This window comes from Catenibacillus scindens (assembly GCF_014202115.1).
Classification (GTDB): domain Bacteria; phylum Bacillota; class Clostridia; order Lachnospirales; family Lachnospiraceae; genus Catenibacillus; species Catenibacillus scindens.
On record NZ_JACHFW010000017.1, the window covers coordinates 58778 to 74234 of the forward strand.

At 49.8% G+C, this 15457-nt stretch carries 12 protein-coding genes and 1 pseudogene; 12 read left to right on the forward strand and 1 reads right to left on the reverse strand.

All coding sequences use genetic code 11. The annotated features are described in order from the left end of the window. Window positions 1-43: 43 nt before the first annotated feature. A complete protein-coding gene (locus tag HNP82_RS15655; RefSeq protein ID WP_183776233.1) occupies window positions 44-1177 on the reverse strand; it encodes an aldo/keto reductase in 1134 nt (377 codons plus the stop codon). A 514-nt stretch (window positions 1178-1691) separates the two neighbouring features. On the opposite strand from HNP82_RS15655, the gene HNP82_RS15660 reads away from it, so the two are divergent. The 12 genes and pseudogenes from HNP82_RS15660 to HNP82_RS15710 all read left to right on the forward strand — a co-directional run bounded on the left by HNP82_RS15660 (window position 1692) and on the right by HNP82_RS15710 (window position 15024). Next, complete coding sequence (locus HNP82_RS15660; protein WP_183776234.1) at window positions 1692-2159, forward strand: hypothetical protein; 468 nt, start codon at window positions 1692-1694, stop codon at window positions 2157-2159. Window positions 2160-2294: 135 nt separating this feature from the next. Next, window positions 2295-3596, forward strand: a complete 1302-nt coding sequence (locus tag HNP82_RS15665; RefSeq protein WP_183776235.1) for a TrkH family potassium uptake protein — start codon at window positions 2295-2297, stop codon at window positions 3594-3596. A 149-nt stretch (window positions 3597-3745) separates the two neighbouring features. Next, window positions 3746-4414, forward strand: coding sequence for a potassium channel family protein (locus HNP82_RS15670; protein ID WP_183776237.1), 669 nt, complete (start codon window positions 3746-3748; stop codon window positions 4412-4414). A 19-nt stretch (window positions 4415-4433) separates the two neighbouring features. After that, window positions 4434-5485 (forward strand): annotated as a pseudogene (locus HNP82_RS18715) (anion permease). 84 nt (window positions 5486-5569) lie between these two features. After that, a complete protein-coding gene (locus HNP82_RS15680; RefSeq protein ID WP_183776238.1) occupies window positions 5570-6193 on the forward strand; it encodes a DUF47 domain-containing protein in 624 nt (207 codons plus the stop codon). Between the two features lie 140 nt (window positions 6194-6333). Next, complete coding sequence (locus HNP82_RS15685; protein ID WP_183776240.1) at window positions 6334-7278, forward strand: L-lactate dehydrogenase; 945 nt, start codon at window positions 6334-6336, stop codon at window positions 7276-7278. 681 nt (window positions 7279-7959) lie between these two features. Further along, complete coding sequence (guaA, locus tag HNP82_RS15690; RefSeq protein ID WP_183776242.1) at window positions 7960-9501, forward strand: glutamine-hydrolyzing GMP synthase; 1542 nt, start codon at window positions 7960-7962, stop codon at window positions 9499-9501. A 693-nt stretch (window positions 9502-10194) separates the two neighbouring features. Beyond that, the gene (locus tag HNP82_RS15695) at window positions 10195-10542 is read left to right on the forward strand and encodes a PDDEXK family nuclease (protein WP_183776244.1); all 348 of its coding nucleotides are present in this window, start codon (window positions 10195-10197) and stop codon (window positions 10540-10542) included. Further along, a complete protein-coding gene (locus HNP82_RS18150) occupies window positions 10526-10825 on the forward strand; it encodes a hypothetical protein (RefSeq protein WP_243164812.1) in 300 nt (99 codons plus the stop codon). The genes HNP82_RS15695 and HNP82_RS18150 overlap by 17 nt, the downstream gene beginning before the upstream one ends. Beyond that, the gene (locus HNP82_RS15700) at window positions 10822-12357 is read left to right on the forward strand and encodes a transposase family protein (protein ID WP_243164813.1); all 1536 of its coding nucleotides are present in this window, start codon (window positions 10822-10824) and stop codon (window positions 12355-12357) included. The genes HNP82_RS18150 and HNP82_RS15700 overlap by 4 nt, the downstream gene beginning before the upstream one ends. Continuing rightward, a complete protein-coding gene (locus HNP82_RS15705) occupies window positions 12350-13600 on the forward strand; it encodes an AAA family ATPase (protein WP_183776246.1) in 1251 nt (416 codons plus the stop codon). The genes HNP82_RS15700 and HNP82_RS15705 overlap by 8 nt, the downstream gene beginning before the upstream one ends. Further along, window positions 13597-15024, forward strand: coding sequence for a TniQ family protein (locus HNP82_RS15710; protein WP_183776248.1), 1428 nt, complete (start codon window positions 13597-13599; stop codon window positions 15022-15024). The genes HNP82_RS15705 and HNP82_RS15710 overlap by 4 nt, the downstream gene beginning before the upstream one ends. Window positions 15025-15457: the final 433 nt, after the last annotated feature.

Here is a 15457-nt window from a genome sequence, read left to right on the forward strand (position 1 = left end):
GGTTGACATAATATCAGTCTGGCGTTTCTTTTCCGGAACGTGATTACCCCTGAAGTTTTTTCGTAAAATCTGCCATAGCCTCAGAAATTTTGATTTGCTGAGGACAGACAGCTTCACAGCTTCTGCAGCCGATACAGGCTGATGGCTGTCGGTCCTTGGGAACTGCCATGAGAGCCATGGGAGCGATGAAACCGCCGCCGGTAAAAACATGCTCATTGTAAAGTTCAAGAAGCCGTGGAATGTCGAGATGCTGCGGACAATGACTGGTACAGTAGTGGCAGGCTGTACATGGGAGTATTTTTTTCCCCAGCATACCGTTGGCGATGCCCAGAAGGGTTTCCATTTCCGTATCATTTAATGGAAGATCTTTTTCAAAGGTATGTAAATTGTCTTCCATCTGTTCCATATTGGACATACCGGACAGGATCACCGTTACTTCAGGAATGGTCTGGAGGAAGCGGAATGCCCAGGCCGGGATGCCTTCATCGGGCCGGAGAGCCTTCAGCTTTTCCTCGTCCTCAGGACTGAGAGTGGCCAGACGGCCGCCGCGCAGAGGTTCCATAACCCATACTGGCAGATTATATTTTTTCAGAAGTTCAACCTTTGCTTTTGCATCCTGGAAGGACCAGTCCAGATAGTTTAACTGGATCTGACAAAATTCCATGTGATCTCCGTAGGCGTCAAGAAAACGCTGCATAATACCGGTATCACCATGGGCGGAAAATCCCAGATGGCGGATACGTCCGTTTTCTTTTTGTTTCATGAGATAGTCGAAAATTCCGTGGGAAGGATCCAGGTAATCATCAATGTTCATATCACATACATTGTGGAATAGATAGAAATCAAAATATTCCACGCCGCACTTCCTGAGCTGGGCCTCGAAAATCTCCTCAACCTTGTCCATATTACTCAGATCATAACCGGGAAACTTATCGGCAAGATAAAAAGATTCCCTGGGATATTTTGAAAGGGATTTACCCAGCGCTATCTCGGAAGTTCCATTATGATATCCCCAGGCAGTGTCAAAATAGTTGACGCCCTTGTCTATAGCCAGGGCCACCATTTTGTCAACGGTCTCCTGATCAACATTGCCGTCATCATTGTTAAAAACAGGGAGACGCATGGCGCCCATGCCGAGGGCGGAAAGTTTAAGATCCTGAAAGTCTCTGTAAATCATAAAAATCCTCCTTTGCTAAAGTTTTTCGGCTATACGGCCGGAATTTATATAACAGTTCAGCCATCAGGGACGGGGCGGACTGATTTATGCTTGCATAAGGATCAGCCCGCCCCATCTCTGATGAACTGAGCGCCGCATTATGAGCAAAGGAGCGGCGTAAGCCGCGGGTCAGCGCGTCAGCGCGGCGCAGGCGCGGGCTGAACTGTTATGAATTTACTTTTATTATAATCAATTTTGCGGGGCATGACAAATACTTAATTTCTATAAAGAAATATACATGCAGATTATATCTTGCAATCTGTAATAGCATATGGTAAAAATAATGTAAGGCCATTTTACACGAATTTTACGCAGAATAAAATTAAGTTGACAAATGATACTAATGATGTTATTTTGTAACTATTATCATCGGATTCTTAGATAAATGCATAAAAGCGTGTCAGGAAAGTTCTTATTTGATCTGCCATGAGCCGGCAGGTTTTCCGGCACGCTTATGGTTTGGCATTTATGCGGAGTGGAGAAAATGGCAAGGCAAGGGAAGAATTATCCTGTGCAGTGGGCACAGTTTGTGTTTATTAGCGTGCTGTTGTGGATGTTGCTGCTGGCCGGTACGGGGGCAGCCCATTCTCAGCAGGAGGAACATCAGTGTGTCCTTAGCGGATCAATGTATGGATATTGGATCAAGCCGGCGGATACACCGCTGGTGCAGTGTGAGGATGAGGCGCGTCCGGTAAAAAATATGGCAGAGACCATGCGCAGACTGCCGGAAAAGCTGCTGAGGAATACCCCCATCGTCTTGCTGTGCGTGTGGGATTTACATACGCTCTTCTGGCTTTTTTTGAGAAAAAAGGCTTTCATCGCATATTACCTGGCCAGTGCATATTACCCGGCACGTTTTCTGCGTGAATTGTTCTCCCAAAAAGAAAAGGATGGAAAAAAGAAATACCTGACACTCAACCGTAAAATCTTTGCAGCAGCATAGCACGGCCATGCTGTGAGGGGTTATGAGATTTTATGCATCATATAAATTTTGAGGCAGTCTTTTCAGACTGAAAAAACGTGATCGTTCAGCCGGGTGCTTTTGGGCTGAACAACTACAAAAATATGGTGAAGAAAAATGAAAAAGACAAAGATAAATATTTGGAAAACGCCGGGTATGTTTATTACTGCAGGTTTTGCCGGCGTTATTTTGGCGGGGACTTTATTGCTGCTCATGCCATTTTCTGTGCGGGACGGCGTTCATGTTTCGGTGATCGACGCACTGTTTACATCCACCAGTGCTGTCTGCGTTACCGGTCTGATCGCCATTGATGTGGCCGATCATTTTACAGCTTTCGGCCAAGGGGTTGTCGCTGTGCTGATTCAGATCGGCGGCCTTGGCGTGACCAGTGTGGGTGTGGGCCTTATTATCGCGGCCGGACGAAGAGTTAGTATACGAGGCCGCGGTCTTGTAAAGGAAGCCTGGAATATTGATACTTACGGCGGTATCGTGCGCCTTGTAAAGTCAGTGCTTTTCTTGACTTTAGGCTTTGAGTTTGTGGGAGCTGTTTTAAGCTTTACAGTGTTTGTACAGGACTGGGAACCGCTCCACGCAGTAGGCATCAGTATTTTCCATTCCATTGCCGCCTTTAATAACTCAGGATTTGATATTCTGGGAGGTCTGAGGAATCTTATTCCATATCAGGACAATGTTGTGCTGAATCTGACCACATGCTTCCTGATTATATTTGGCGGTCTTGGTTTTCTTGTGATCCTTGATATTTTTAAGCACAGACGTTTCAGAAAGTGGACTCTTCACTCTAAAGTTGTGGTGATTACAACAATAGGTCTGCTCCTTGCGGGTACGCTTTTGCTGAAAGCTACGGAAGACATTTCCTGGATGGGCGCTTTTTTCCACAGTGTGTCCGCCAGAACCGCAGGTTTTTCCACATACTCTATCGGTGATTTTACCAACGCTGGCCTATTTGTTTTGTGCCTGTTAATGTTTGTGGGTGCCTCACCGGGATCTACCGGCGGCGGTATTAAGACAAGTACGTTTTTTGTGCTGATCCAGTCCGTAAAAAGTGTCTTTACAAAGCGAAAACCCAGTGCTTTTCACCGTGGAATTTCGGATTCTAATATTTCAAAGGCCAGCCTGATCACGATCCTTTCGGGTGCGGTCGTGTGCATCGCTACCTTTTTAGTATGTGTGCTGGAGCCTAAACTGGACTTCATCCAGATTTTCTTTGAGGTTGTGTCCGCTTTCGGTACAGTCGGCCTGTCCACCGGCATCACCCCGGATCTTTCTTGGGCGGCAAAACTGGTCATTATTTTTGTAATGTTTGTGGGAAGACTGGGGGCAATGACCCTGGTGTCTATGTGGATCAGTCATTCTGAGTCTAATGTGCAGTATACAGAGGAACCTATATCCATCGGATAGTCAAATCCCCGCAGCAAGCTGACGGGGCATGAAAATAGTTAGCGCAGCGTAAGCTGCGAGGTATTTGTCCTTCGCAGCGTTTGTCAAATGGACGCGCTCGCGCGTCCCCTTGGCTCGCTGCCCGCGGAAATTAAGGAGAGAGTGTAAATATGAAAAAGAAAAATCAGGCGGCAGCTTCTTTTGGTATTATTGGACTTGGGCGCTTCGGAATGGCCCTGGCAGTAACCCTGGCCAATGCCGGCAAAGAGGTTATTGTTATTGATAAAGATGAAGCCAAAGTAAAGGAGATGCGTCAATATACAGACTATGCCTTTGTCTCAGATAATCTGAGCATGGAAACATTAAAGGAGATTGGCGTTCAGAACTGCGACGTTGTTGTTGTGTGTATCGGAGAAAAGATCGACGTGAGCATTCTCACAACAATGTGTGTCATTGAACTGGGCGTGCCTCGTGTCATTTCCAAAGCACTGAGCAATGAGCAGGGAGCGGTGCTGCGCAAGCTGGGGGCAGAAGTGGTCTACCCTGAGAAAGATATGGCGCTGCGTCTTGGAAAGAAATTGGTGTCCAATAATTTCCTGGAGTATATTTCCCTGGATAACAGTGTAGAGATCCGACAGATCAAAATCCCTGATAAGTTCGCGGGACAGAGTATTGAAGAGATTGGCATACGCAAAAAATATGGTCTTAACATCATTGCCATTGAAAATGGAAATAATACAACCATTGAGGTCACTCCGGACTACCGGCTCAAATATGAGGACATTATCGTTGTCATAGGTAAGGTCCATAACATAGATAATTTTGAAAAATTAATTTAGGAAGGACGAAAGAAAACTTATGGATGTATCATTTTTATCCTTCTGGAACGCAATGACTACGAGCCCGATTCTGGCAATCGCCATAATACTTACACTGGGCGTGATTTTTGTCAACGGGTGGACCGATGCGCCAAACGCTATCGCCACCTGTGTCACGACCCGGTGTCTCGGCGTGCGCACCGCTATCTGGATGAGCGCCCTATTTAATTTCCTTGGGGTATTTATTATGACTCAGATCAACAGTGCGGTAGCATCGACCATCAGTAATATGGTAGATTTTGGAAGCAACACCCATGAGGCGACCATCGCCCTGTGCGCGGCGCTGCTGTCCATTGTGATTTACAGTGTGGGGGCCTCATTTTTGGGGATTCCAACCAGTGAGAGTCACAGCCTTATTGCCGGGCTTTCAGGGGCGGCCATTGCAATCCAGGGGGCATTGGCGGAATTAATGGATCAGAGTGGGTTAAGGTGCTGTATGGATTAGTTCTCAGTCTTGCAATGGGATTTACTTTTGGCTGGGGCATCTGTAAGTTAATTACAATTGTCTGCCAGAACCTGGAACGGCGTCTGGCAAACCGCTTTTTCGCCGGCGCTCAGATTGCCGGAGCCGCAGCTATGAGCTTTATGCATGGCGCCCAGGACGGCCAGAAGTTTATCGGCGTTCTGTTCCTTGGCCTTGCCTTTTCCAACGGAATGAATTCCGTGGAGGGTATGGAGATTCCGGTCTGGCTTATGCTCTTGTGCAGTCTGGTGATGGGGCTGGGAACCAGTGTGGGCGGCGAGAAGATCATTAAATCCGTAGGTATGGATATGGTGAAACTGGAGCGATATCAGGGATTTTCCGCAGACCTTGCCGGAGCTGCCTGTCTTTTGATTTCCAGTCTGTTTGGTATTCCTGTATCCACGACCCATACAAAAACCAGCGCGATTATGGGCGCAGGTGCAGTGAAGAGGATTTCTGCCATTAATTTCAGTGTAGTCAAAGAAATGATGCTGACATGGGTTTTCACTTTCCCAGGATGCGGTATTATCAGCTTTGTCATGGCAAAAATATTTATGTTACTTTTTTAGGCACGCCAGTGCGGCTTTGCGAATGACGCGGGCTGAACTGTTACTTTATGAGACCTTATGGATAAATAACGGAGGGATATACTTATGTCAAAGAAGCAGGATGCCTTTTATTTTGATAATTTTACCGCGTGTGCTGAGGATGCCTGCCGGGCGGCCCATATGTTAAGGAACGTGCTGTCGGGATACCGCCTGGAAGATGTGTCTCAGTGGCTGGATAAGATCCACCAGATCGAACATGAGGCGGATGATAAGAAACACCAGCTTACAGACCGGGTGTCCAAAGCCTTTATCACACCAATTGACCGTGAAGATATTGTGGCGCTGAGTCACAGCATCGACGAAGTGACCGATAAGATTGAGGAAGTCTTTATCCGGATCTATATTAACAATGTGCCGTCTATCCGGTCGGAGGCCATTGCCCTGCTGGATATTGTGATTCAGTGCTGTGAGGAGGTTTGCAAGCTCCTTCAGGAATTTTCTGATTTTAAACATTCCAGGAATCTCAAGGAGAGCATTATCCGTATTAACACACTGGAGGAAGAGGCGGATAAAATGTTTATTTCCAGTATGCGGGCGCTCCATTCAGAGGAGAAGGATACGCTTCATATTATCGCCTGGAGAGAAATCTACGATTATCTTGAAAAATGCGCGGACGCCTGCGAGCATGTGGCGGATGGCGTTGAGACGGTTATTATGAAAAATTCATGATTTCTGCCTGAAAAAACGGATATTTTTTTCTATAACGGAGAAAATGGCAATTTTGTTGCAAAAACCATGGACATATCGCCTGTAAACATGTAAAGTATTGTTATAATATTAACAAGCACAATGTTGAAAGGAGAATTCATATGCTTAACCCAAGAAAAGTTGCCATTGTCGGCTGTGGATTTGTCGGATCGTCCATCGCCTTTAGTTTAATGCAAAAGGGAATTTATTCCGAGCTTGTACTTATTGACGCAAATGCTGAGAAAGCTGAGGGCGAAGCTCTGGATTTAAGTCACGGCCTCCCTTACACAGCGGCCATGGATATATATGCTGGAGACTATAAGGATGCGGCGGACGCGTCTCTGATTATTATCACGGCAGGCGCCAACCAGAAGCCAGGGGAGACCCGTCTGGATCTCATCGGAAAAAATGTAGCCATTTTAAAAAGTATTATTCCCCAGATCACAGCCACGGATTTTGAGGGAATACTTATGATTGTCTCCAATCCGGTGGATGTACTCACTTACGCCGCATGGCGTATTTCCGGATATCCGGCCCAGAGAGTCATCGGTTCTGGAACTGTTCTTGATACGGCACGTCTGAAATATCATCTGGGACGGCATCTGGATGTGGACAGCCGCAGTGTTCACGCGGTTATTATCGGTGAACACGGGGACAGCGAGTTAGCGGTCTGGAGCGGCGCTAATGTATCTGGTATTGAATTGAACCATTTCTGTGAGATCCGGGGGCATTTCCAGCACGAGGAATCTATGCGGCGGATTTACGAGAGTGTGCGTGACAGCGCCTATGAGATTATACGGCGCAAGGGCGCTACATATTATGGCATTGCTATGGCGGTGGCCCGCATTGCCGAATGTATTGTGAAAGACGAACACGCGGTTCTTCCGGTATCCGTTATCCTGGATGGGGAGTACGGTCTGTCCGGGCTGGCGCTGAGTATCCCGTCGGTTGTAGGCAAAAATGGCGTGGAAACCGTTCTGGAGATCCCACTGAGCGAGAAAGAAGATCAGGAGCTTCACAGTTCTGCCGAACAGTTGAAAAATGTTATTCAGCAGGTGGAATTTTAGTAATCGTTCAGTTTCCAGGCTGAGTTGTTAGGAATTTTAAGAAAACAGGGAAGACTGGGACTTATAAAAGCCACAGCCTTCCCTGAACTTTTATAACTGTTCAGCTATGCGGCTGGTTACTTCGTGCAACAGTAAGTTGATTTCGCCGGTGCTATTGACAAATACCGCATTTTCTTGCATTCTGTGCCGGACAATGTTAGAATGGAGTAGAGTTAAACCGCTGTTGGCTTAAATTATTTCGGCTTAAATCATTATGAGGCAAGCGGCAAAAGGTCATGCGGGCTGCGCTTGCACAGGCAAGCATGACTTTGTGGCGCGCAAAACACCGAAAAGCAGCCATTTTTCGCAGAAAAATGAGCGGAGTTTCGGTGCTTTTTAGGGCGCTAGGCGCCAGTGGCGCCTGTCCAGCGCCGACCGCAGCGGAGCAAAGACGCGGGAGTGCGATAGCAAGTCGCGATCCGTGGTATCATGAGGTTAAATTTTAATTTGACTTCAACATCATCAGTATTGCCTTCCGGATATTTTTCAAAAGATGGGGAGGCATAAAAGGCGGAGAAATCTGCGGGCGTAAAGTGTGGGGATATCCACAGTGAAAAGTGCGGGATATTCTCGGCATTATCGGGCAAATATTTTCGCCCACAATATCTTACGAGACATTTATGAAAAATGGAGGAGACTTCTGTGAAAAATGAAATGATCATTGTTTTGGATTTTGGCGGGCAATATAACCAGCTCATTGCCAGACGTGTCAGAGAATGTAATGTTTACTGTGAAGTAAAGCCCTATACGATGTCACTGGAAGAAATTAAAGCACTGAATCCTAAAGGAATTATTTTTACCGGCGGGCCTAACAGTGTCTATGATGAAACATCCCCCCATTATCAAAAAGAGATTTTTGAACTTGGGGTTCCCATTCTTGGAATCTGCTATGGTTCCCAGCTTATGGCCTATACATTGGGCGGCATTGTGGAAACTGCTCCAGTGAGCGAGTATGGCCACACTGAGGTGACAGTGGATCCCTTAGACATTCTTTTTCAGGGCGTATCTGAAAATACGGTCTGCTGGATGAGTCATACAGATTACATTGCCAAGGTTCCGGAAGGCTTCAAGATCACCGCTCATACAGCCGTATGCCCGGTGGCGGCAATGGCCTGCCCTGAGAAAAAACTTTACGCTACCCAGTTCCATCCGGAAGTTATGCATACAAAAGAGGGCATGAAGATGCTTTCCAACTTTGTCTACAATGTCTGTGGCTGTGCCGGTGACTGGAAGATGGATTCCTTTGTAGAGACAACCATTCAGTCTCTTAGGGAAAAGATCGGCAACGGCAAGGTGCTGTGCGCCCTCTCCGGCGGTGTTGATTCTTCTGTGGCTGCGGTCCTTTTATCCAAAGCCGTGGGGAAACAGTTGACCTGCGTGTTTGTTGACCACGGACTTCTCCGAAAAAATGAAGGGGATGAGGTAGAAGCAGTGTTTGGCCCTGAAGGTCCATATGAACTGAACTTCATCCGGGTTAATGCCCAGCAGCGTTATTACAGTAAGCTTAAAGGCGTTACCGACCCTGAAGCAAAGCGTAAGATTATCGGAGAAGAATTTATCCGTGTCTTTGAGGAAGAGGCCAAAAAGATCGGTTCTGTCGATTTTCTTGTTCAGGGAACTATATACCCGGATGTGATCGAGAGCGGCCTTGGAAAGTCCGCTGTGATCAAGTCCCACCACAATGTGGGCGGCCTGCCCGACGTTGTAGATTTTAAAGAGATTGTTGAACCTCTGCGTATGCTTTTCAAGGACGAAGTCCGCAAAGCTGGCCTTGAGCTTGGCATGCCGGAATATCTTGTATTCAGACAGCCTTTCCCCGGTCCCGGCCTTGGCGTCCGCATTGTAGGTGAAGTTACTGAGGAAAAAGTCCGCATTGTCCAGGACGCAGACTACATCTACAGAGAGGAGCTTCACAAAGCCGGCGTAGACAAAGATCTGGGCCAGTATTTTGCTGCTCTTACTAATATGCGCTCTGTGGGAGTTATGGGTGACTTCAGAACTTACGACTACGCCATTGCCCTTCGGGCAGTGCTGACTTCGGATTTCATGACCGCTGAGTCCGCTCAGATCCCATGGGAGGTTTTGGCAAAGGTGACTAACAGGATTGTTAATGAGGTCAAAGGGGTAAACCGGGTGCTGTATGACTGTACCGGGAAGCCGCCGGCGACGATTGAGTTTGAGTAACGGACATGTTCTGGTGTAACCTTGATTATCCTGTTTGAGGCAAAAATCTTTATCCTCTTTAAGAAGCAAAAACCGAGTCGGAAATCCGGTGGAAAGCCGGGGATCCGGTTCGGATTCCGTTCCCCCCATCCGGTCCGGAAAGCCGCATAAATGCGGGGTTTGAAGCAGTTTTCGCTCCAAATTCCGTTACGGAAAGCGGCAAGAGGGGTGGGGTGGTATGAGGAGGGGAAGGGAGAGGTATGGAGGATAGAGATTTTTACCCATTGGAGGATAAACAGGGTTGCATCGGGACATAGTGGTTTTTGAAAATGGTGTTTTTGGGAAACGGTGCAGATGGCTGTAACCCGCATAAAATCAAGGTTTTTCGGGGATGGGTACAGAAATCCCCAAAAGTAATTCATAAGAAATCCTGTTTTTGGGAAAAATCAAGCGTTTTTGGGAAGCTTTTTGGGAAGCTCCCGGAAGCGCTTTTCTTTTTGGGGAAATTGCGGGGGAGCGGTGGGAACAGGTTCCCTTTTCGGGAACGTTTCTGGGAAATGGTGACGTATCTCCTTTTCGGGAGCGTTTTGGGAAACGTTGGAACCTCATTCCCTTTTCGGGGACATTTATGGGAAATGCTGGAGCTTTATTCCCTTTTTGGGGACGCTTTTGGGAAGGCCAGATGGCCGGGGGCAGAAGGAGGAGGTGTTGGATATGCGAAACAAGAACTACAAGGGACGCTGTGAAAAACGTACCAGTGAAAAGAGCCGGGAGATCTGCCGCATCTATGACGATATCCAGAAAACATACCTGTCTGTCCTGGAAGGACGCGGGGATATCGCAGAGATCCGATGTAATGTCTGGCTGGAAGGGCTGGAAATGGGAGACTACACGTCCGATTTTGTCTGTATCAAAGCGGATGGGGAGCTGCTTGTCCGGGAATGCGTATTCCGGAAGTATCTGACAAAACCGAAAACCGTAAAGCTTCTGGACGTATCCAGGACGTACTGGCAGAGGCGTGGCGTACAAGATTGGGGGCTGGTGATTGATGAAGAAAAATAGCTTGTGGAAAAGGGATGAAACGATCCTGCGTGTACTGGAAATCCAGGATGGTCGGATGCTGGTGATTGACTGTACCCGGTGTACGATGCCGGTATGGAAGGATGGCGGGGAATTACAGGGGTATGAACCATGTACAGAGGAGATGCTGAGAGAACAGACCGGCATTGTCCTCTGTAAGATGGAAGAGCTGGACGCAGACCGGAAGAAGACCGCCTATGAGCGGTTTACCTGGATTGCGGGATCCTGCCGTTTCTTGCGGAGGAGGGGAAACGCAGCAGGATGATCGCAGCGCTGGCGGCACAGCATCAGGTCAGCAGGCAGACGATCCGCAGCTATCTCTGCCAGTACCTGGCGTACCAGGATCCTTGCGTCCTGGCCCCCTGCCAGAAGAAGAAGGGGAGGCCGCTGACACCGGACGAGAAAAACATGCGGTGGGCGCTGAACCGGTTCTACTACACGAAGAACCAAAACAGTCTTTCCACTGCGTACACGCAGATGTTAAAGGAACGGTACTGCGATGCCGCCGGAAAGCTGCTTCCGGAGTATCCGTCCATCCATCAGTTCCGCTACTTTTACCGGAAACACAAGGACCTGCGGGGGCAGTATATTTCCAGAGACGGAAAGTCCGCTTACCAGAGGAACCACCGCCCCTTGCTGGGGGATGGGGTACAGGCGTTTGCCCCGGCGGTGGGGGTCGGCATGCTGGACGCTACGGTCTGCGATATCTACCTGGTCAACGAGGCCGGAGGGCTTGTGGGGCGTCCCATCCTGACCGCCTGCGTGGACGCTTACAGCAGTCTCTGCTGTGGCTACATGCTGTCCTGGGAAGGAGGGACGTACAGCCTCCGTGGCCTGATGCTGAACGTGCTGGCGGATAAACAGGAACACTGCCGGAAACATGGGATCGAGATAGAAAGGAACGCATGGGACTGCGGCCAGCTCCCGGCCACCCTGGTCACCGATATGGGAAGCGAATACGTTTCCGAGACCTTCGGGCAGATCGCGGACCTGGGCGTGACCCTGGTGCATCTTCCGGCGTACCGGCCGGAACTGAAAGGGCCGGTGGAAAAGTTCTTTGATCTTATCCAGGAGTCCTACAAGCCGTATCTCAAAGGGAGAGGGGTGATTGAACCGGACTTTCAGGAACGGGGAGCCCATGACTACCGGAAGGATGCCTGCCTGACCATGGAGGATTTCGAGAAAGTCATCCTGCGGTGTATCCTGTATTACAATACCCGGCGTGTCCTGGAAAACTTCCCATATACGGAAAAGATCCTGGCTGCCGGGATCCGCCCCCATGCTTCCGATGTGTGGAATTACGGAAAGACGCAGCCGGGGGCCAGCCTGATCCCGGTTACCCGGGAAAGCCTGATCCTCACCCTTTTCCCCAGAGTGACCGGGAGGTTTACCAAGTACGGCCTGAAGGTGAACCGGATGCGGTATAAGAATGAACACTTTGCGGACCGTTTCCTGCGGGGCGGCACGGTGACGGTCGCTTATAATCCGGAGGATGTGAGCATGGTCTGGCTGATCGAGGACGGTAGGTATCTCCCGTTTGACCTGATCGAAGGCCGGTACGCAGGAAAGAGCCTGGAAGAGGTACAGGGGATGCAGGAAGCGAAAAAGCAGCTGGTCAGAGCGGCGGCGGAGGAAACCATCCAGGCCAAGATTGATCTGGCGGACCATATCGGAGCCATAGCGTCGGCGGCCGCAAGGGGAGGAAAGACGAAGATCCGGGATATCCGGGAAAACCGGAGAAAGGAACAGAACCGCACCCACAGGGACTATTGGAAAGGGGGAAAACAAGATGCCTGATACGACCCAGATGCTGCGTGCGCTGCCGCCCATGCTTTCCGGTGAGCAGCTGAAACAGGAGCTGGCAGACCTGCCGGCGTACACAGGAGAAATCCGGGAAAAAGATCCGGCGGCCCGTCTGCTGGGGCTGTCCGACCTGTACCGGGTCTATGTACCCTCCCGGATGTCGGCGGAGATCTACAGCAAGCTGTACCTGGCCATGATCCGTTCCTTGCAGAAGAAGGGGACGAAGCTGGCCGTGGAGCAGCGGAATGAAAACGCGAAAGGTGCCCATGGACAGGAATACCGGGGGATCCTGGGAGGCTCCGACAGCTTTACCGTCATCGGGACCTCCGGAATCGGGAAATCCAGCGCCATCAGCCGCGCGATTTCCCTGATCGCCGGGAACCGGATCCTTGAGGTACAGGAACCGTATACCAGGGTGGTCCCGTGCATCACGGCGCAGTGCCCCTTTGACAGTTCGGTGAAAGGGATGCTGCTGGAAATCTTACGGAAGATCGACGAAGCGCTGGACAGCCGTTACTATGAGACCGCGCTGCGCTCCCGTGCCACCACCGATATGCTGATCGGGTCGGTCAGCCAGGCGGCATTGAACCACATCGGGCTGCTGGTGGTGGATGAGATCCAGAACGTAGTGAACAGCCGCAGCGGGAAAAGCCTGATCGGGGCATTGACTCAGCTGATTAACAACTCCGGCATCAGCATCTGTATGGTGGGAACCCCGGAATGTATGCCGTTTTTTGAGTCCGCCATGCAGCTGGCAAGACGGTCTTTGGGGTTACAGTACGGCCCCATGGGGTACGATGAGGGGTTCCGGGAACTGTGTGAGACCCTGTTCCGTTATCAGTATGTAAAAGAGAAAGCGGAGATCACGCCCGCCATTTTGGAGTGGCTGTATGAACACAGCGGGGGGATCCTGTCGGTGGTGGTGTCGCTGCTCCATGATGCCCAGGAGATCGCCATTCTGACCGGGCGGGAAGTGCTGGATCTGGAAACTTTGCGTCAGGCATACCAGCAGCGTATGGGGCTGATGCACGATTACATCCGCCCGGCACAGGGCAGACAGACTTCCAGAAAGAAGAAGGAAGAGAATACGCTGGAAATGGCAGGTGCGGCAGAAAAACCGGGAGAAGAAGTACCGGCACACAGCCTGGAACAGATGGCGGACCGGGCAAGGAGGGAAGGGCTGGACGTGGTCCGCCTGTTTCGGGAACAGATCCCCATTGAGGAGGTGGCTGTATGATTGTGCAATTTCCATCCTTTTATCCGGACGAACTGGTGTACAGCCTGCTGGCCCGGTATTCGGCCAGATCCGGTTATCTGAGATATACGTTTGCGGCGGAGGAACTCCTGGAACGGCCCGGCGCCCGGCCGGACCCGGAGTTTGTCAACCGGTATACGGCACAGGCCGTGGAGGCAATGACCCGGGACCTTTGCTGGGGGGAGATGATCGAGCGGCATACGATGTTCCCGTATTACGGAAGATTTCTCCCATGGGAACGCAGGCAACAAGCGTTTGACGCGCTGGTTCACATGCGGGGGAACCACAGGAACCTGCTGGCGATGCCGAAACAGAAGCCGAACCGCTGCCTGCGATACTGTCCGGAATGCGCCAGGGCAGACCGGGAACAATACGGGGAAACCTATTGGCACAGGCTCCACCAGATCCCGGAGCTTTCCGTCTGCGTGTTCCATCACTGCCGGTTGGAAGCAAGCGGGGTCCCGGTGGTAGGAAGGAACCGGCCAGATCTGGTTTGCGCGGAAACGGAGATCGGGGAGGCGCAGCCGGGGATCCCATGGGGGAATGCGACAGAATACCGTGTGGCGGAATATGTCGCGCAGGTTTTCCTGGCAGATCTGGACAGGGAATCCAGAGTGGAGGCCGGGGAGTTCCTACATGCCCGGATGGGCGGGACCCCCTACCGCTCTGTCCGGGGAGAACAGCGGAATATGGCACGCTTCCGGGAAGACTTTTTGGAGTTTTACAGGGAGCTGGAAGGGAACCGGTTTACGGAAGAATGGAAGATGCAGAAGATCCTGAACGGATACCGGTATCATCCCTATGAGATCTGTTTAATGGGGATGTTTTTGGGGGTTACGGTCCCCCAGCTGGTGAACCGGACACTGCCGGAGCGAACACAGGAACAGGATTTTGACGAAACAGTCCGCCGGTTACGGGAACAGGGGTTACAATACCCGGAGATCGCAAAACGGCTGAACGCTCCCTATGATACGGTAAAGAGCATCGGAGAAGGACGTTATAAGAAGCGTCAGAAGAACACCCGGGAAAAAAAGAAGGGCGGGATCCCGGGATACGATTGGGAAACGATCGACCGGGAGACGCTGCCCGCAGTGAAGGAGGCAATCCGGAAGCTGTGGGGCAATGGGGAAACACGTCCGAAAAAGATAACGGTACATGCGGTAGAAACACTTTTGGGGCTTCCCAGCAAACGGATTTCCGTGTACCTTCCATTATGCAGGAAGGAGATTGAACGGTATCAGGAAACACAGGAGGAATACTGGGCCAGGGAAGCCAGCTGGGCGGTGGACCGGCTACAAAAAGAGGGAAAGACGGTGAACTGGACGAATATCCGGAAACTGACGAACATGCGAAGGAGGGATTTTCTTGCGTGTCAAGATCTGACAGATATGAAGTTACTTGCATGAAGAATAAAACCGCAGGATCCTGTCTTGTTTTTACAAATATGGCAGGGAGAAAAATATGCAGTTTTCCGAATACCCTTAACAATAGAAATAAGTCTCTGGTTAGAGCGGAAGATAACATTCTTTTGCTTGTATCAAGGACTTATTTTTTTTCTATGTACAGGGTGAGAAGGCTGGATTGATAGATACGTCAGAAGGATATGTTTTTTTAGTCTTGCGGGGATTTCATGGATCACTGGTAATTACATTTCTTCAGAAGAAACCATTGTTCTTGCTAAAAAAGAAACCAATGTTCACAATATCACTGTTTACAGTTAATTTAATACATAATAGAAAGATAAAATGATATTGGGGTCAAAAGCCTGTCTATAGCACCTTGAAAAGTTCATATATTTTGTAGTAAATACAAGCCGAAATGCTTCTCTTGCTGTATAAT

What these genes read in the sequence shown, in the direction of transcription:
- HNP82_RS15655 (WP_183776233.1), bottom strand. Translation starts at nt 1,177, where the DNA reads ATGATTTACAGAGACTTTCAGGATCTTAAACTTTCCGCCCTCGGCATG.
- HNP82_RS15665 (WP_183776235.1), top strand. Translation starts at nt 2,295, where the DNA reads ATGAAAAAGACAAAGATAAATATTTGGAAAACGCCGGGTATGTTTATT.
- HNP82_RS15670 (WP_183776237.1), top strand. Translation starts at nt 3,746, where the DNA reads ATGAAAAAGAAAAATCAGGCGGCAGCTTCTTTTGGTATTATTGGACTT.
- HNP82_RS15680 (WP_183776238.1), top strand. Translation starts at nt 5,570, where the DNA reads ATGTCAAAGAAGCAGGATGCCTTTTATTTTGATAATTTTACCGCGTGT.
- HNP82_RS15685 (WP_183776240.1), top strand. Translation starts at nt 6,334, where the DNA reads ATGCTTAACCCAAGAAAAGTTGCCATTGTCGGCTGTGGATTTGTCGGA.
- HNP82_RS15695 (WP_183776244.1), top strand. Translation starts at nt 10,195, where the DNA reads ATGCGAAACAAGAACTACAAGGGACGCTGTGAAAAACGTACCAGTGAA.
- HNP82_RS15700 (WP_243164813.1), top strand. Translation starts at nt 10,822, where the DNA reads ATGATCGCAGCGCTGGCGGCACAGCATCAGGTCAGCAGGCAGACGATC.
- HNP82_RS15705 (WP_183776246.1), top strand. Translation starts at nt 12,350, where the DNA reads ATGCCTGATACGACCCAGATGCTGCGTGCGCTGCCGCCCATGCTTTCC.
- HNP82_RS15710 (WP_183776248.1), top strand. Translation starts at nt 13,597, where the DNA reads ATGATTGTGCAATTTCCATCCTTTTATCCGGACGAACTGGTGTACAGC.